Here is a 15,916-nt window from a genome sequence, read left to right as displayed (position 1 = left end):
CGCAATATTTTCGCGCTATGCTCTGGCAATGAGCAGCTCAAGGCTTTCGTTTGGTCCGTTCCTTTACGATCCCGTGACAGGAAGCCTGTGGCGGGACGGAAAGTCCGTTGCGACGGGACCACGGCCCGTAGCGCTGCTCGGCTTGCTGCTGGAGGCTGAGGGCCGCGTCGTCACCAAGGCGGATCTGATGGAGCGGGCCTGGCCGGGACTTACCGTAGAAGAAGGCAACCTGACGGTCCAGATTGCCACGCTCAGGAAGCTTCTCGGCGCAAGACCGGACGGCACGGAGTGGATCGCCACCGTTCCCAGGGTTGGTTATCGCCTGCCGCGCCAGGACGATGCCGGGATGGCGTCCGTGGCGCCCGTGGAGCCGCAGGCGCCGTCGGTTGCCGTTCTTCCCTTCGTCAATCTCGGCGGTGACGCCGACCAGGATTATTTCGCCGACGGCGTGGTGGCGGAGATCATCACCGCACTTTCGCGCTTCCGTTCCTTTTCGGTCGTCTCGCAGAACTCCGCCTTCGTCTACAAGGGACGCAGCGTCGATGTGCGAGAGGTGGCCAGGGAATTCGGCGTGCGCTACGTGCTCGAAGGCAGTATCCGACGAGAGGGCGCGCAGGTGCGCATCAACGTGCAACTGGTCGACGGCCTTTCGGCGGCCAATCTCTGGGCCGATCATTTCGAAGACGGCATCAGCCACATCTTCGCCTTCCAGGATCGGATCACCGAGCGCGTCGCCACGATCGTCGAGCCGGCGATCGAGATCGCCGAAATCCGGAGATCGCGGCGAGACCGGCCGAACAGCCCGGCGGTCTACGATCTTTATCTGCGTGCGCTTGCTGCCATCACCGACGAGTCGATCGAAAGCAATGCCGTTGCCTATGCGCTGCTGCGCGAGGCCCTGGCCATCGAGCCGGAAAATGCGTTGATCCTGTCGCTTGCCGCTTGGGCGCTCGAACATCGCACGACCATGGGCTGGCCGCCGCTCGGAGAAGACGACAAGGCGGAATGCCTCAGGCTTGCACGCCGCGGCCTCCAGCATTCGGCCGGCGATCCCCGGGTGATGGTCCATTGCGGTATGGCGCTGCTGCAGACGGGCAAGGATTACGAAGGCGGCATGGCCGTGCTGGAGGCTGCCGCTGCCGCCAATCCCAATGATCTTCGCGTCGCGGCATGCTCCGGCATCGCGGCCCTGCACTGCGGCGATATCGATGACGCGCTCGAGCGTCTCCACCGCGCCTTGAGGCTGGGGCCGCGAGATCCGGACGCGCGTTTTTCGCTGACGGGCATCGCGATGGCCGAGATCTTCCGCGGCAATTACGAGGCGGCGGTCTCTTTCGGCGCTCGCTCGCTGGCGCTCAATGCCCATTTCGACCCGACCTACTGGATGCTGATCGCAGCACATGCGCATCTCGGCAACATGGCCGAGGCGCGGCAGTACCTGCATGCGCTTGAGGCGATCGCACCCGGCGCGACCCTTGAGAAAATTCAAGCCGGTCAACCGGCCAGGGACCCGCGGCGCTTTGTTCCGGTTCTGGAAGGACTGGCGCGGGCCGGAATGCGACCGCGCTGAAAGCTCTTGGAAGTTTTAGTAGCCCTTAATCGGTCTCTTAAGGACCCAAAGCGGACATTTCGGCGATGCTGATCCCGTCAATCGATGGAGGATCGGCTCATGCTTTCCACCGTGCATATTCTATCGCTCAGGCAGGGCAAGCTTTACGGCGACCAAATTCCGATAGAGGCGCTGCCGCGGGGGTTCGAGTTGCCAGAGTACGCTGTCGTTCTGTTCTCGCTGATCGGCAGGTGGCGCGAGCGCACGAAAAAAGGCTCCGCCGAAGCGGAGCCGGAAGTTGCCGAACCACAACGGGCGGCTTCGGTTGCCTGATTATTCGATGACCTGCACCACACGGTGGGTGCGGGGTTCGACAATCACGCGTTGATTGTTGATGACCGTATAGGCATATTTCGGATTGTCAGGTACCGGCGTCACCACGACGTCTGCCGGAAGCGGCTTGCCGACGACGATCGGTTCCTGGACCACCACGGAGGCGGTCGGGGCTGGCTGCTGCTGGACATAAGTGACGACCTCGCGCGGCGGCGGATCGACAACGGCACCGGCGACACCGCCGGCCACACCGCCAATGGCAGCACCCACAGGGCCGCCGACGATTGCGCCGGTGATGGCGCCGCCGGCTGCACCGGTCACGGCTCCATCAGCGAGCGCATTGGTTGCAAATGACGACAGCGCAAGGGCGCTGGAAACAACGAGAATCTTGTACATTTTGCTTCTCCTTTTCTGGGGATTGCACTGGGGTAACGACCGCGCCAATCCGAGGTTCCGGCAGGAGAGTGTCACGCTTTGGACGGCCGGTTCACATTATGTGAGGCCGTTAAAGTCCGGGTCGGAATGCGTTATTCCAGCCGCCGGCGGAAAAGCCAGGCGGCGGCACTGAGCGTAACAGTGGCGATCAGCGCCAGTGGGATCGTCTGGGTCACCACCTCGCTCAAAGGAATATCCTTGAGGAAGACGCCTTTGACGACGACCAGGAAATAGCGCAGCGGATTGATCAGGGTCACCGGCTGCAACCATCCCGGCATGTTCTCGATCGGCGTCGCAAAGCCGGAGAGCAGCATAGCCGGGACCATGAAAAGGAAGGCGCCGAGGATCGCCTGCTGCTGCGTCATCGACAGCGCCGAGATGAAGAGGCCGAGGCCGGCGACCGAACCGAGATAGAAGATCGCGCTGCCGTAAAGCAGGAAGAGCGAGCCGCGCAGCGGCACCTCGAAAAGGAAGACGGCGGCCAGGATATAGACGGTGATGTGGAAGAGGCCGATCATCATCGGTGGAATCAGCTTGCCGATCAGAATCTCGTGCATACGCAGCGGCGAGACCATCAGCTGGTCGAAGGTGCCGAGCTCGCGCTCGCGAGCAATCGACAGCGCCGTGACGATCAGGCCGATGAGGAGCGCGATGCTGGCGATCAGGTTCGGCACCATGAACCATTGATAGGTGAGGTTCGGGTTGAACCAGTTGCGCGGTAGTGTCGAGACGATGTCGGCGCCGGCACGTTTGCCGGCCGGTGTCTCGGCGGCAAGGGCGGCGCCGATTTGCGAGAGATAGCCCGCGACGATCTGCGAGGCGTTGGAGCGACGGCCATCGAGCACCATTTGCAGGTCGGCTGGCGTCCCGGCCTCGATATTGCGGGAAAAGTCTGGGCCGATCTCAACGGCGGCAATGGCCGTCTGATTGTCGATCGCCACCCGGACCTCCGCCTGACTTTGTGCAATCTCGATCTTCCTGAAAGTCGGCGAGCCGTCGATGCGCTCGATCAGTTCCTGGCCCCAGTGACCGCTGTCGCGGTTGAGGATCATCACATCGACATTGCGCACTTCGAGCGTCGCGGCATAGGAGAAGACGAGAAGCTGGACGATCGGCGGGCCGATCAGGATGGCGCGGCCCTTCGGATCACGCAGGACGGCGAGCAGCTCCTTGACGATCAGGGCGTAAAGCCTTGTCCAACCCATCTCAGCCGATCCTCTTTCTGGTGCTGTGCGCCGCAAGCACGAACATGATGACGCCGATCGTCAGCATCACGCCGATCGCCTGCAGGAACATCGGCCAGATATCGCCGGCGAGGAACACCGTCTGCAGGCTGGGGATCAGGTAACGCGCCGGCACGATGAAGGTGACCCACTGGATCACGGTCGGCATGGAATTGATCTCGAAGAGAAAGCCCGACAGCAGGAATGCCGGCAGAAAGGCCGAGATCAGCGCCAACTGCGAGGCGAGGAACTGATTCTTCGTTGCCGTAGAGATCAACAGGCCCTGGCCGAGCGCCGGGATCAGGAAGGCGGCCGACAGTGCATAGAGGGCAGCGACGGAGCCGCGGAACGGCACGCCGAAGAGAAAGACCGCAAGCAGCACGCAGAGCGTCATCGAGGTGAGGCCGAGCAGAAAATAAGGCAGGATCTTGCCTGCGAGCAGCTCGACCGCTGTTACCGGCGTTGCCATCATCGCCTCCATCGTGCCCCGCTCCCATTCGCGGGCGACGACAAGCGAGGTCAGAAGCGTGCCGACCAGCGTCATGACGATGGCTATGGAGCCGGGCACGAGGAAATTGCGGCTGGTCAGTTCAGGGTTGAACCAGAAGCGCTGCTCGACCGAGATGGCAGGACTATGGGAGGCGACGTCCGCTTGCCTCTGCCGCTCCCAGTTGGCAATGGTGCCCTGCGCATAATTCTGTACGAAATTCGCCGTGTTCGGATCCGAGCCGTCGACGATCACCTGAATATCGGGACGGTTGCCGGCGGTGTAGCGTGTGGTGAAATCGGCGGGAATGACGACAATGCCGCGTACCTTGCCGAGCACAAGATCGTCCTCGAACAGGCGCCGGTCGCGGCTGACGGCGACCTCGAAATAGCGCGAGGCCTGGAAGCTCGCCGACAGATCCTGTGTCAGCGGCGTCATCTCCTCGGTCACGAGGCCGATGCGGGTGTGGGTGGTATCGAGCGAGACGCCGTAACCGAAGAGAAAGAGCAGGATCAGCGGCAGCACGAAGGCGATGAGGATGCTGCTCGGATCGCGAATCGCCTGAAAGCTTTCCTTGCGCACGAGGGCCAAGAGACGCCGCATCCGGCCGGAGGAGGTGCTCATGCGGCATCCTCCTTCTCGGATTGCTGCACCAGGGCGATGAAGGCGTCCTCCATCGTCGGGTCCGGCTGCTCCTTGGTTGCAACCCGGGCTTTCAATTCATCGGGCGAACCGAGCGCGATCGAACGGCCGCGATAAATCAGCGAGATGCGGTCGCAATATTCCGCCTCGTCCATGAAATGGGTGGTGACGAGCACGGTAACGCCCTTTTCGACCAGCGCATTGATATGCGTCCAGAATTCTCGCCGGGTGATCGGATCGACGCCGGAGGTCGGTTCGTCGAGGAAGAGGGCGCGCGGCTCGTGCATGACGGCGCAGGCAAGCGCCAGGCGCTGCTTCAGGCCGAGCGGCAGATCTTTCGCCGGCTGGCTGGCATGGCGGCCGAAATCGAAGATGCTGGCCATCAGCTCGATGCGTTCGCGCCTGTGCGGCCCGCGAAGGCCATAGACGCCAGAGAAGAATTCGAGATTCTGCATGACAGTCAGATCGCCATAGAGCGAGAATTTCTGCGCCATGTAGCCGAGCTGGTTGCGGGCCTCGGCGGCATCGCGGCGAAGGTCGAAACCGGCGACGCGGCCTTCGCCGCTTGTCGGCTTCAGCAAGCCGCAGAGCATCTTGAAGGTGGTGGATTTGCCGGCGCCGTTTGGGCCGAGCAGGCCGAAGATCTCGCCGCGGCGGATATCGAAGCTGATATTGTCGGCAGCGGTGAAATCGCCGAAGCGCTTGGTCAGCGCCTTGGCCTCGATCACCGGCCGGTCATCCTCGCCTTTCGTCGGCTCTTGCGCCTCGGCCAATCTCGAGCGGCCGCCAGGACCACCACCCAGCATGTCGATAAAGGCATCTTCGAAGCGCGGCGGGGCAGGGGTGAGTGTCGCGCCATCGCCGGCCGAGCCTATATCCGGTTTCCTGTCCTTGGCGGCGACGAGGCGGATCGCCTCGCCCTGGATCACGCCATCGATGACGCCATCAGCCTGCAGAAGTCCGGCGAGCACCTGCCGGCGGCGCCCTGTCAAGCCCGAGACGCGGAAAACCCGGTCGCTGACGCGGCCGGTCATGTCAGCCGGTTTCCCCGAAAAGAGCAGCTTGCCCTGGTTTAAGAGCAGCACATGATCGCAGGCTTCGGCCTCGTCGAGATAGGCGGTCGACCAAAGGACGCCGATGCCTTCCTTCGTCAGGTTCTCGACCATCTTCCAGAGGTCGCGGCGCGAGATTGGATCGACGCCGACGCCCGGCTCGTCGAGCAGCAGCAGGCGCGGCTTCTTCAGAAGCGCGCAGGCAAGACCGAGCTTTTGCTTCATGCCGCCGGAAAGCTTTCCAGCGAGCCTGCCGGTGAAACGCTTGAGATCGGTAAAGGTGAGCAGTTCGTCGAAGGCGCTCGCACGTTCGCTCTTCGGCAGGCCACGCAGATCGGCGTAAAGGTCGAGGTTTTCCTGTACCGAAAGGTCCTCATAGAGACCGAAGCGCTGCGGCATGTAGCCGATCGCCGCCTGGATGCCGGCGGCATTCTTCCGGGTATCGAAGCCGAGAACCTCCATAGCTCCCGTGTCGGGCAGCATCAGGCCGGTCATCAGGCGGATCAGCGTCGTCTTGCCGGCGCCGTCAGGGCCGACGAGACCGGTGATCGCGCCGCCACCGATGACGCCGGAGACGGCGTCAAGGGCGGCCGGCGCATCGCCGAAGCGCTTGGTGACGCCGTCGATCCGGACAAGCGGCTTGTCGCCCCGGCCGGTCTCGGCGGCGGTCATCGTTCGTCCGCCGTCGGCGTAGGAAGACGCATGGTGACTGGCATGCCCTGGCGCAGATCCGGGCCGGGCTTATCGATGACAATCCGCAGGCGATAGACGAGGTCGGTCCTGAGCTCCGGCGTCTCCACCGATTTCGGCGTGAATTCGGCAACCGGCGAGATGAAGCCGATCGTACCTTCATAGGGTTTGTTGGACGCCGTATCGGAAGTGACCGAAACCTTCATGCCGGGATGGATGCGGCCGAGATCGGGTTCGGCGACATAGGTGCGAACCCAGACGGGTTCTGTCAGCGACAACACGAAGACAGTGTCGGCGGGGGAAACAATCGCGCCATTTTCCCGGACGCGGGAGAGGACGACGCCGTCGTTCGGCGCGCGCAGTTCGGTGTCATCTAGCGAAGTGCGGGCGGAAGCGAGTGTTGCCTGTGCCGCCTTCAACTGGGCGTCGGCAGCGGCAATATCCTCGACACGGGAGCCTTCCAGCAGCAGTTTCAGCGCCTCGTTGGCGGAATCGGAGCGTGCGGCGGCCATGGCCCTTGCAGCGGTTGCCTGATCAAGGCTCGCCTCGGAAATCGTGCCCTGCGGTCGCAACTGGCGGGCGCGGTCATAGGCGAGGTTGGCATTGCGGAGATCGGCGATACTTTCGTCATAGGCGGCGCGTGCCTGGGCGATCTCGGTCGGCCGCGGACCGGCTTTCAGCTTGTCGAGCGTCGCCCGAAGGGCTGCGACATTGGCCTCGCCGGAGCGGACCGCGAAGTCATAGGGGGTTGCGTCGAGCTTCGCCATGACCGTTCCGCTCTTGATGACGTCACCTTCGTCGGCAAGGAGTTCGGAGAGGCGACCACTGACGCGGAAGCCGAGCGAGACCTGGCGGATATCGATATTGCCGTAAAGGACGAACTCGCGGCTGGCCTCAGGCAACCAGCCGAGCTTTTGGGGCATGCCGTACCACCAGCCGGCGGCACCTGCCGCAACGAGAAGAAGGATGGCGAGGGGAAGGATGCGTTTCATGCTGCACTTCCTTTCGGCGAGCCGATGCAATCGACCAACTCTGCGGCAAGGCCGCGCACCGTTTCCACCTGTTCCGGGCCGACTCCGTCCCACTCCATCTGGGCGAGCACGGCCGCGTGGGCGACGCGGAAGACGAGAATGCTGCCGAGAAGGGTGAAGGTGCGAAGGCGCACATGTTCCGAGGCGGGATCCTCGTGAAGGATGGCTCCGATCAGCCGCCGGCCCACCTCGATCATCGGCCGCATGAGGCCCTGATAGACCCGTGTGAAGGCTTCGGTCGGCTCCATCTGCTCGCGGATCAGGAAACGCGCCCAGGATTCGGATTCCCCGCCGACGAACAGCGTCACCATGGTCTGCAAAATCTCGATCAAGAAATGGCGGGCCTCCGCTTCCCCAAGCGGTTTGCCCGCAGCGTCGAGCGCCAGCAGATGCGCACCGACGCGCGCCCTCATGTCACCGACATGCGTATTGATCCGAATCATCAGATATTCGGCCGTGGCGATGTAGAGACCTTCTTTGCTGCCGAAATAATAGGGGATCGCCTGCAGGTTGACGCCGGCCGCATCGGCGAGCTGGCGCGTCGAGGCGCCATCGAAGCCATAGCGGCCGAAGACGTCGAGGGCAGCGTCCAGCATCTTCTGGCGCGCGATCTCGGCGCGGGCGGAGGCCGGTGGCTGGCTGTTAGCTTCTCGGGTCATGGCAATTTGTAACATTGGTCGAAAAGTAAGTCAATCGATTGATATACTTGCCAAGGCAAGAAGATGACATTGCTCGTGGGACGTGTGGTCTGGTTTGGGATCGAGATATGCCGTTCAGCGGTCCAACGTCAATTCGGATCAGGCGATCCCACTGTTCCGGAAAAACGCTTGGAAAGAAAGCAAAGAGGCCCGTGGGAACGGACCTCTCAGGGTTCTCGGGGTGGGAAGAGGAACCAAGCCTCGGGGTCGACTGCTAACAGGTAGCAGTGCAATATCACTAATTTTCACGACACTAATATGTCTGGTGCCAGCCGGCTGCAAAACAAAGAACGCGCCACTTTTTCGTGATCCCTGTGACTATGTTTTGACACAAAACTGCCTTGCTCTTTCCGTATCGGCAGTTCGATGCGTATTCAGATCTATATTATCGCTCTGCTGCTCAGCGCCATCATGTGGTCGATCTCGTTCGATGCGGCGCGAGAATCCTATCATGCTGCGCAAAGTGCGGGATTGATGCCGAACCTGCACATCAACAAGAAGCTGGATCGTGTCCTGTAGACTGCGATGCAGCGTCGAGGCCATCGGCATTTCCGCGTTTTTTCCGTGGATTCCGAACCGGTGCGACCGGAAAATCAAATTTCGTAAAATTTGACCGATCTGCTTAAAAGCCCTGAAAATACTGATGTGTAGAGTGGTCTCATGAAAGCGACCGAAGCGTGGACAGACGCGTCGATCGTTTGGAGCGGGCAAAATGAAGCCCGCCGATCCGCAAACGGGGACTTCGACATGCACAGAACTCTTGCCGCCATCGCCTTGACCCTGACGATCACTGCCGCTGCCGAGCCGGCCTTCGCCATCGGCCCAGCCAGCCTTGCCCGCGACCTGATGTACACCTCCGCCATCGGCCATTCGCCCGAGGTTCCGTTGACGACACGCGCCGGTTTCATGCGCCCAGGCGTTCCTTTCGTCCTGCGCGGCCCTGCTACGGTCGAGGGCGAGGGCTACCGGCTCAAGACCTATTCGCAGAGCCTGACCGTTGTCGTCGGTTACGTGTTTGCGACGGCGGTCGCTGCCGTCGACGCCGTCACGTTTCTCCGCTGAAACATTGGGCCGGCTTCGGCCTGTCGCATCCTCTGCGACACCTAGCGCATGATACCGAAAAGTGTGAGGGGTTTTCGGACGACACCCTGTTCTAAGCGTCGAGTTCGCCGCGCACGTCGAGATACCAGTCGACGAAGGCCTTGACGCCGATATCCAATGTCGTATCCGGCCTGTATCCCGTCAGCGCGACGAGCAGATCGGGGGCTGCGAAGGTGCGCGGCACGTCACCCTTCTGCATCGCCAGCATCTTGCGGATGGCAGGACGGCCGAGCGCTTTCTCCACCGTTTCGACGAAATCCATCAGGCTGACCGGCTTGCCCCCGCCGATATTGACGACGCGGAAGGGCGCCTGGCGCGAAAGCGTTTCGACAGCTACGTTGTCAAGACGATTTTCCTCGCTCGGAGCGATTGCCGACAGCCTGACGATCGCTTCAATGAGATCGTCGATATAGGTGAAGTCACGGCTCATATTGCCTTCGCCGTAAATCTCGATCGGCTGGCCTTCGAGCATGTTCTTGGTGAATTTGAACAGCGCCATGTCCGGGCGGCCCCATGGGCCATAAACCGTAAAGAAGCGAAAAGCCGTGGTCGGAATCTTGTGAAGATGGGCATAACTATGCGCCATCAGTTCCATTGATTTCTTCGTCGCGGCATAAATGGTCAGCGGCTCGTCGGCGCGATCGGTCTCGTGAAAGGGGACGGTCGGATTGGCGCCATAGATCGAGGATGTCGAGGCCAGCATCAGGTGACGGATTTCGACGCGCCGCGCGATTTCCATGATGTTCCACGAGCCTTCGACGTTCGAACGAAGATAGGCCTCGGGATTTTCCAGGCTGTAGCGGACGCCAGCCTGTGCGGCGAGGTGGATCAAAATGTCGGGCTTGGCCTCCAGAACGGCGGCTTCCAGCGCTGGGCGGTCCTCAAGCATAGCGATGACAGGTTTGAAAGCCGGAAACTGGGAGAGTGCCGCATGGCGCATCTCCTTGAGCTTGACGTTATAATACGGAGTCAGGCCGTCGAAGCCTGTGACGTCGTGCCCTTCCTGCAGCAGGCGCCTGGCCAGATGAAAACCGATAAAGCCGGCAGTCCCTGTAATGAAGTAGCGCATTCCCACCTTTTCTCGGCTCCCTGCCGACGGCAAAGAGCCGATTCCGTATCAAGTGACCCCACTTACAAGATAAGAAGAGGCCGAGTCGATAGGTCTTTGAAAGAGAAGGCCACAGCACCGTCCCCGCTGCCGTCGGTCTATCCGCCGCTGTTTTTCCGGATGTCGGCTCGCGGCTGTTATGCTGCATTGCACCATAACTGATCGCATGTTATGGCCGGGCGGTCGTCTGCAAGCAGGTCAGGATCGATGAGAGATATAATTTATTGGATTCTCTGCGCGTTTCTGACCGTTGCCATCGCGATCGTATCGTTACGCTATGTCACGAACTTCTGGCTTCTGTCCTTCGTCTACAGCTTTCAGCTTCACCTCGGCGTCGTGTTCGTCGCCGCCAGCATCATCATTCTGGCCATCAAGAGACAGATCTACGGCTTTATCCTTCTGCTTGCCTCGCTTCTTCTCATCGCTCACGGCATCATCATGCTGCGCGAATTCGCGGAGGGCGACAGAAGCACCGACACCCCGCCGCTTTTCCGTCTGATGTCGTTCAACATCGCCATCGACAACTGGAAAAACTCGACTGAGATCACCAACATGGTGATCGCGTCGAATGCCGACGTCGTCAATCTGCTCGAAGCAAAGCCGTTGACGTTTCACCTGCAGCAATTGTTCAAGGCCTATCCCTACCATATCGGCTGCGATACCGGGAAGGATACATGCGATACGCTTGTGCTCTCCAAACGCCCGTTCGTCAGCCGGCAGGTCGCAAGCATGGGCAGTTTGCGAAAAAACAGGCTGGTGATAACAAGCGTCGATTTCGGCGGCGAGACCATCAATCTGGTTTCAGCGCACCTGACTAAACCATACTTCGACGATTTTCAGATGGCTGAATTGGAAGATCTCACCAAAGCGCTCGGCTCAATCGACGGCCCTCTGGTGGTGTCAGGCGATTTCAACTCCTCGGTGATCGCTCCGAGCATCCAAGCTTTCCTGCGCGAACAGAAGCTGAAGACGATCACGCCAGAACCGGCAACATGGCCGGTCGGCGCCGGCAGGCTCGGGATCGCCATCGATCACATATTTGCGCGCGCGCCGATTCATCTGACATCGCTGAAACGTCTCGATGATAGTCTCGGCTCGAATCATTCGGGCCTGATCGCCGACTTCGTTCTCGACAAGGACGGTGAAACTTCACCCGCAAAATGATTTTGCCTGGGGCAAGACAAGCCCGGGCAAGGAAATTGCCGGGCCACAAATCAGAATCTTGTTCGGCCGCCTTTTTTGTCGATCATCTGAAAGGTCTTGCCGTCGGTCTTCACGTTGACGCAATCGGTCTTCTTGCTGGGGAACAGGACGCACACCTGGCCATTGTTTATCTTGTAGCCATTCTTATTGCCGTCGCGATATTCGTAGCCATTCTTGCCTTCTTTCAGTTCGGACGTACCGGGCAGGTGCTGGCGAATTTCGGACTCGCTTGCGGTTCGCATGCTTGCCGTTTCGGCAAACGCCATTCCCGGCACCATGATTGCAAGAAATCCGGCGAGGACGGGCAACGTACGCATCAGGGGGATATCTCCGGTCATGTTTGTCGGTACATCCATTCTATGAGAACCCCAAGAGGAAATTCAACAGCGAGGATGGTGCGCCGGAAAACACCCGACCATCGCTCCGGTTGCGATTTTACGTTCTTCCGAACTCATCCACGATACGGATGATGTCGTCCTCGCCGAGATAGGAACCCGTCTGCACCTCGATGAGCTCGAGAAGGATCTTTCCGGGGTTGGCGAGGCGGTGGACTTCGCCGAGCGGAATGTAGACGCTCTCGTTCTCACGCAGCATACGCACGTTCTCGCCGACCGTCACCTCGGCCGTTCCCTTGACGACGATCCAGTGTTCGGAGCGGTGGTGGTGTTTTTGCAGCGAAAGCTTCTTGCCCGGTGTAACGAAGATGCGCTTCACCTGGAAGCGATCGCCGTTGAAGATCGAGGTATAGCCGCCCCAGGGGCGATAGGATGTCGGATGGGTTTCGGTGAATTTCGCGGTGGCGGACGTGGACGCCAGCATCTTGACCAATTGCCCGACGTTCTGGCTGTCTTTGAGCGGCCCGACATAGACGGCGTCTTCGCTGGCGATGACGGCGACATCATCCATGCCCTGGACGGCAAGATGCACGCCATGCGTCATGACGAGCGAGTTGCGGGTATTGACCACGGTGGTGTTTGCGGCGGCGACATTGCCGTTACCGTCGCGTGCGCCTGATTTCCAGACGGCATCCCAGCTTCCCATATCAGACCATTTGAAGGGCGAGGGGACAACGGCGGCCTTGGAGGTCCTTTCCATGATCGCGTAGTCGATGGAGATGTCGGGGCTCTTGGCGAAATGGTCGGGGTCGAGGCGGGTGAAATCGAGGTCGCGGCTTGCCTTCGAAACGGCCTTGCTTGCAGCCTTCAGCACGTCAGGCGCATATTCCTGCAGTTCGGCGATAAGTTCCGCAACCGGGAACATGAAGATGCCGGAGTTCCAGTAGAAGCCGCCTGCGGCGAGCATCTGCTCGGCCTTCTCAAGTGCCGGCTTTTCGACGAAGCGCTTGACCTTATGCGCACCGTTTTTGAGCGCATCGCCGATCTCGATATAACCGTAACCCGTCGCCGGCTCCGTCGGACTGATGCCGAAAGTCACGAGCTTGCCGTCGCCTGCGGCATCGCGGGCGATGCGGATGCAATCGAAATAGGTCTCATCGGCCAGGATCTCGTGATCCGAGGCGAGCATCTGGATGATCGTGTTCTTGCCGAAGAACTCGCCGGCAAGAATAGCGGCGGCGGCCACCGCTGCCGCGGTGTTTCGGGCAACCGGTTCCAGCAGGACGGCGGCGAGCGGGATGGCGAGTTCGCGGGCCTGCTCGGCGACCAGGAAGCGGAATTCCTCATTGGTGACGACGATCGCGGCTTCATAGAGATCCGGATTGGAAACCCGGTCGAGGGTCTCCTGAAACAGCGTCTTGTCACCGACGAACTGGATGAACTGTTTCGGTGCGGTGGCACGGGAAAGCGGCCAGAGCCGGGTGCCTTTGCCGCCGGCCATGATCACGGGAACAATTTTCTGCGTCATAGGCGGGTTCCTTGAAAAAAGCGTGTTCGTCGCATGTTTAGCGGGTATCTCCGCCCAGTCTCGTATACGGGTCAGCCCGGCGGTCAGAAGATCCAGGGCTGCGGTTTCGCTCTCGGCTTCCACGTAGCACCGCATTTCCGGCGCATTGCCGGACGGACGGAAATGGATGATCCTGCCGTCCCTCAGCGTCAGGCGAAGTCCGTCGATGTCGGACTTCGCAGCCACCTCGCCGATCGGCTGCACGAAGGCCGAAAGATTTTCATCAGAGGCACGCAGATACTGCATCAGCGCTGCGCTCGTCTCGACCGGAAAATTCTCCAGGCGGTCGGCGGCTGCAAATGGCAGATGATAAGAGGCGGCAACGGCCGAAAGCGGCTGCCTGCGAATGGCGGCGAGCGAGAGGATCGCGAGCATCGGGATAAAACAATCGCGTGTCGGCAAGGCACGCACGTTCCGGCCGTTGATATCAAAGGCGGTTGCGGTCAGAAGTCCGCCATTGGCTTCAAAGCCCATGACATGATCCTTGCCGGCCGTCACGGCCTCTTCCATGCCTGATATGACGAAGGGTGAGCCGACGCGGGTGCGTCGGACGGCGAAAGAGCCCGCGGCCTCGATGCCCGAATTGGAGGTAACCGGTGTCACCACCGTGCCGGCGCCGAGGAAATTGGCTGCCACGAGGCCGAGAAGGTCACCGCGCAGCGGCGTGCCTGTTTCGTCTGCGACCAGCGGACGGTCGCCGTCGCCATCGGTCGAGACGATCGCATCGAACTTGTGGTCGGACACCCAACGCCTCATCAGCGCGATCGTCTCGTCGGAAACGGCTTCGGTGTCAACGGGAATGAAACTCTCCGAACGTCCGAGAGCGGTGATCTCGGCGCCGTAATGGGCGAGAACGTCCACCAGCAGGTCGCGGGCGACGGTGCTGTGCTGGTAGACGCCGATCTTCAGGCCGGCAAGCGCGCCTTGCGGAAGCAGAGCGGCATTGCGTTCGAAAAAGAGCTGCCGGCAGATCGCTTCATGATCCTCCGTCCCGGTCGGCGCCTGCGTTACCGTTTCGCCGGTTCGTTCGATCTCGGCTGCCAAACTGGTGATCGCTGCCTCGTCCGCCTTGTCGATCTCGCCATCCGGGCGATAGAATTTGATTCCATTGCGGTCGGCCGGAATATGCGAGCCCGTCACCATCAGACATGCGGCGTTGCTTTCGAGACCATAAAGGGCAAGGGCGGGTGTGGGGACATTGCCGCAGTCGAATATCCGAAAGCCGAGCGCGGCAAGCGCACCGGCACAATTTCCCGAGATTTCAGGGCTTGAATCGCGAAAATCGCGGCCGATCAGAATGACGTCGCCGGTCCGCGCCTTACCGGTCTGCAGCAGATATTTGCCGAACGCGGTCGCGTAGAGGGCAGAGGCGCGTCCCTTGAGGTCGACTGAAAGTCCGCGAAGGCCGCTCGTGCCGAATTTCATAGGAAGACATGGCTCCGATTTCACAATCAAGGTTCTACTCAGGCCGCCTGCCGGCGTAAATACCGAAGCTATCATATAGTTAAACACGGACGACGGTGCCCCGGCCAGCCTCTCGCAAATCCTCTCTCTCCGAATTCCGAAGGTGTAGACCCATTGCCGAGCCGACAGGCATTGCAGCGTAGATCGATTTTGCTAGAACCGTGTGACCGTTGTTTCGTCATATGCGAAGGGTTTCCGGGATGAGCGATCCATCTGTCAGCCTCGAAGAGAGCTGGAAGGCCGCGCTGGCGGGGGAGTTTTCAAGCCCGTACATGCAGCAGCTCAAGTCTTTCCTCGTCGCGCAGAAGCAGGTCGGCAAGCGGATATTCCCCAAGGGCAGCGAATATTTCCGCGCCCTTGATCTGACGCCGATCTCCAACGTCAAGGCCGTCATCCTCGGCCAGGATCCCTATCATGGACTTGGGCAAGCCCATGGGCTGTGCTTCAGTGTCCGGCCGGGCGTGCGCATACCACCCTCGCTCGTCAACATCTATAAGGAGATGGAGACGGATCTCGGCATAGCGCCGGCACGGCACGGTTTTCTCGAACATTGGGCAAGACAGGGTGTGCTCCTGCTGAACAGCGTGCTGACCGTCGAGGAGGGGCAGGCAGCGGCCCATCAGGGCAAGGGGTGGGAGCGCTTCACCGACGCCGTTATCCGCAAGGTCAACGATGAATGTGAATCCGTCGTCTTCATGCTCTGGGGTTCCTATGCACAGCGCAAGGCCGCTTTCGTCGATACGACGCGGCATCTCGTGCTCAGGGCGCCGCATCCCTCGCCGCTTTCGGCCCATAACGGTTTTTTCGGCTGCGGGCATTTTTCAAAGGCAAATGCCTTCCTGCAGTCGCGCGGGCGCGCGCCGATCGACTGGCAATTGCCGGCCGATCCCCATGGGGCATAGGTGTGAACGCAATCTGATGTTCGTTCACTAAAAGAAGACAATGCGTTTTGGTCTGCGGGTCTGTTCCGTGAGAGTTTCAGCGCGCATCTTAGCCTC

15 protein-coding genes and 1 pseudogene are annotated in these 15,916 nt (G+C 60.7%); 6 read left to right on the top strand and 10 right to left on the bottom strand.

The window, feature by feature from the left end; translation table 11 throughout:
• Positions 1-28 precede the first annotated feature (28 nt).
• Both N1937_RS16700 and N1937_RS16695 read left to right on the top strand, forming a co-directional pair.
• The gene (locus N1937_RS16700; protein ID WP_260056582.1) at positions 29-1,570 is read left to right on the top strand and encodes a winged helix-turn-helix domain-containing tetratricopeptide repeat protein; all 1,542 of its coding nucleotides are present in this window, start codon (positions 29-31) and stop codon (positions 1,568-1,570) included.
• A 99-nt stretch (positions 1,571-1,669) separates the two neighbouring features.
• Positions 1,670-1,882, top strand: a complete 213-nt coding sequence (locus N1937_RS16695; protein ID WP_017965772.1) for a hypothetical protein — start codon at positions 1,670-1,672, stop codon at positions 1,880-1,882.
• Here N1937_RS16695 and N1937_RS16690 read toward each other — a convergent pair whose 3' ends face one another.
• From N1937_RS16690 to N1937_RS16665, 6 genes are all read right to left on the bottom strand, one after another.
• Complete coding sequence (locus N1937_RS16690) at positions 1,883-2,278, bottom strand: DUF1236 domain-containing protein (protein WP_162117989.1); 396 nt, start codon at positions 2,276-2,278, stop codon at positions 1,883-1,885.
• 131 nt (positions 2,279-2,409) lie between these two features.
• Positions 2,410-3,522 carry an ABC transporter permease gene (locus N1937_RS16685; RefSeq protein ID WP_260056581.1) on the bottom strand — a complete coding sequence of 371 codons (1,113 nt, stop codon included), beginning with the start codon at positions 3,520-3,522 and terminating at the stop codon, positions 2,410-2,412.
• Position 3,523: 1 nt separating this feature from the next.
• Complete coding sequence (locus N1937_RS16680) at positions 3,524-4,651, bottom strand: ABC transporter permease (RefSeq protein ID WP_260056580.1); 1,128 nt, start codon at positions 4,649-4,651, stop codon at positions 3,524-3,526.
• A complete protein-coding gene (locus N1937_RS16675) occupies positions 4,648-6,393 on the bottom strand; it encodes an ATP-binding cassette domain-containing protein (protein ID WP_162117992.1) in 1,746 nt (581 codons plus the stop codon). The genes N1937_RS16680 and N1937_RS16675 overlap by 4 nt, the downstream gene beginning before the upstream one ends.
• The gene (gene hlyD / locus N1937_RS16670; RefSeq protein ID WP_260056579.1) at positions 6,390-7,403 is read right to left on the bottom strand and encodes a secretion protein HlyD; all 1,014 of its coding nucleotides are present in this window, start codon (positions 7,401-7,403) and stop codon (positions 6,390-6,392) included. The genes N1937_RS16675 and hlyD overlap by 4 nt, the downstream gene beginning before the upstream one ends.
• The gene (locus N1937_RS16665) at positions 7,400-8,101 is read right to left on the bottom strand and encodes a CerR family C-terminal domain-containing protein (protein ID WP_260056578.1); all 702 of its coding nucleotides are present in this window, start codon (positions 8,099-8,101) and stop codon (positions 7,400-7,402) included. Before N1937_RS16665 ends, hlyD begins: the two co-directional genes overlap by 4 nt.
• 405 nt (positions 8,102-8,506) lie before the next feature.
• Here N1937_RS16665 and N1937_RS16660 point away from each other — a divergent pair, with 405 nt between their 5' ends.
• Complete coding sequence (locus N1937_RS16660) at positions 8,507-8,659, top strand: hypothetical protein (RefSeq protein ID WP_003581757.1); 153 nt, start codon at positions 8,507-8,509, stop codon at positions 8,657-8,659.
• Positions 8,660-8,887: 228 nt separating this feature from the next.
• Entirely contained in the window at positions 8,888-9,202 is a 315-nt protein-coding gene (locus N1937_RS16655; protein ID WP_204340279.1) for a hypothetical protein, read from the top strand.
• Between the two features lie 91 nt (positions 9,203-9,293).
• Here N1937_RS16655 and N1937_RS16650 read toward each other — a convergent pair whose 3' ends face one another.
• Complete coding sequence (locus N1937_RS16650) at positions 9,294-10,310, bottom strand: NAD-dependent epimerase/dehydratase family protein (protein ID WP_162117996.1); 1,017 nt, start codon at positions 10,308-10,310, stop codon at positions 9,294-9,296.
• Positions 10,311-10,556: 246 nt separating this feature from the next.
• Here N1937_RS16650 and N1937_RS16645 point away from each other — a divergent pair, with 246 nt between their 5' ends.
• On the top strand, positions 10,557-11,513 hold the full coding sequence (locus tag N1937_RS16645) for an endonuclease/exonuclease/phosphatase family protein (RefSeq protein WP_260056577.1): 957 nt from the start codon (positions 10,557-10,559) through the stop codon (positions 11,511-11,513).
• 50 nt (positions 11,514-11,563) lie between these two features.
• Here the strand turns inward: N1937_RS16645 and N1937_RS16640 are convergent, their stop codons facing one another.
• The 3 genes and pseudogenes from N1937_RS16640 to N1937_RS16630 form a co-directional block, all read right to left on the bottom strand.
• Entirely contained in the window at positions 11,564-11,869 is a 306-nt protein-coding gene (locus tag N1937_RS16640; RefSeq protein ID WP_026154312.1) for a hypothetical protein, read from the bottom strand.
• 118 nt (positions 11,870-11,987) lie between these two features.
• Positions 11,988-13,415 carry a mannose-1-phosphate guanylyltransferase/mannose-6-phosphate isomerase gene (locus N1937_RS16635; RefSeq protein ID WP_260058970.1) on the bottom strand — a complete coding sequence of 476 codons (1,428 nt, stop codon included), beginning with the start codon at positions 13,413-13,415 and terminating at the stop codon, positions 11,988-11,990.
• 51 nt (positions 13,416-13,466) lie between these two features.
• Positions 13,467-14,879: pseudogene (locus tag N1937_RS16630) on the bottom strand (phosphomannomutase); the annotation flags it as partial.
• A gap of 239 nt (positions 14,880-15,118) precedes the next feature.
• On the opposite strand from N1937_RS16630, the gene ung reads away from it, so the two are divergent.
• Positions 15,119-15,820, top strand: a complete 702-nt coding sequence (ung, locus tag N1937_RS16625; protein ID WP_162117999.1) for a uracil-DNA glycosylase — start codon at positions 15,119-15,121, stop codon at positions 15,818-15,820.
• The last annotated feature ends 96 nt before the right edge of the window (positions 15,821-15,916 follow it).

It is taken from the genome of Rhizobium sp. WSM4643 (assembly GCF_025152745.1).
GTDB classification, from domain to species: Bacteria; Pseudomonadota; Alphaproteobacteria; order Rhizobiales; family Rhizobiaceae; genus Rhizobium; species Rhizobium leguminosarum_I.
This window is presented reverse-complemented; position numbering and strand designations above follow the sequence as displayed.

Excerpts from the sequence above, each read along its gene's own strand:
- N1937_RS16650 (WP_162117996.1), bottom strand. The coding sequence starts at position 10,310 with ATGCGCTACTTCATTACAGGGACTGCCGGCTTTATCGGTTTTCATCTG.
- N1937_RS16680 (WP_260056580.1), bottom strand. The coding sequence starts at position 4,651 with ATGAGCACCTCCTCCGGCCGGATGCGGCGTCTCTTGGCCCTCGTGCGC.
- N1937_RS16645 (WP_260056577.1), top strand. The coding sequence starts at position 10,557 with ATGAGAGATATAATTTATTGGATTCTCTGCGCGTTTCTGACCGTTGCC.
- N1937_RS16675 (WP_162117992.1), bottom strand. The coding sequence starts at position 6,393 with ATGACCGCCGCCGAGACCGGCCGGGGCGACAAGCCGCTTGTCCGGATC.
- N1937_RS16640 (WP_026154312.1), bottom strand. The coding sequence starts at position 11,869 with ATGCGTACGTTGCCCGTCCTCGCCGGATTTCTTGCAATCATGGTGCCG.
- ung (WP_162117999.1), top strand. The coding sequence starts at position 15,119 with ATGAGCGATCCATCTGTCAGCCTCGAAGAGAGCTGGAAGGCCGCGCTG.
- N1937_RS16695 (WP_017965772.1), top strand. The coding sequence starts at position 1,670 with ATGCTTTCCACCGTGCATATTCTATCGCTCAGGCAGGGCAAGCTTTAC.
- N1937_RS16685 (WP_260056581.1), bottom strand. The coding sequence starts at position 3,522 with ATGGGTTGGACAAGGCTTTACGCCCTGATCGTCAAGGAGCTGCTCGCC.
- N1937_RS16665 (WP_260056578.1), bottom strand. The coding sequence starts at position 8,101 with ATGACCCGAGAAGCTAACAGCCAGCCACCGGCCTCCGCCCGCGCCGAG.
- N1937_RS16660 (WP_003581757.1), top strand. The coding sequence starts at position 8,507 with ATGCGTATTCAGATCTATATTATCGCTCTGCTGCTCAGCGCCATCATG.
- N1937_RS16700 (WP_260056582.1), top strand. The coding sequence starts at position 29 with ATGAGCAGCTCAAGGCTTTCGTTTGGTCCGTTCCTTTACGATCCCGTG.
- N1937_RS16635 (WP_260058970.1), bottom strand. The coding sequence starts at position 13,415 with ATGACGCAGAAAATTGTTCCCGTGATCATGGCCGGCGGCAAAGGCACC.
- N1937_RS16655 (WP_204340279.1), top strand. The coding sequence starts at position 8,888 with ATGCACAGAACTCTTGCCGCCATCGCCTTGACCCTGACGATCACTGCC.
- N1937_RS16690 (WP_162117989.1), bottom strand. The coding sequence starts at position 2,278 with ATGTACAAGATTCTCGTTGTTTCCAGCGCCCTTGCGCTGTCGTCATTT.
- hlyD (WP_260056579.1), bottom strand. The coding sequence starts at position 7,403 with ATGAAACGCATCCTTCCCCTCGCCATCCTTCTTCTCGTTGCGGCAGGT.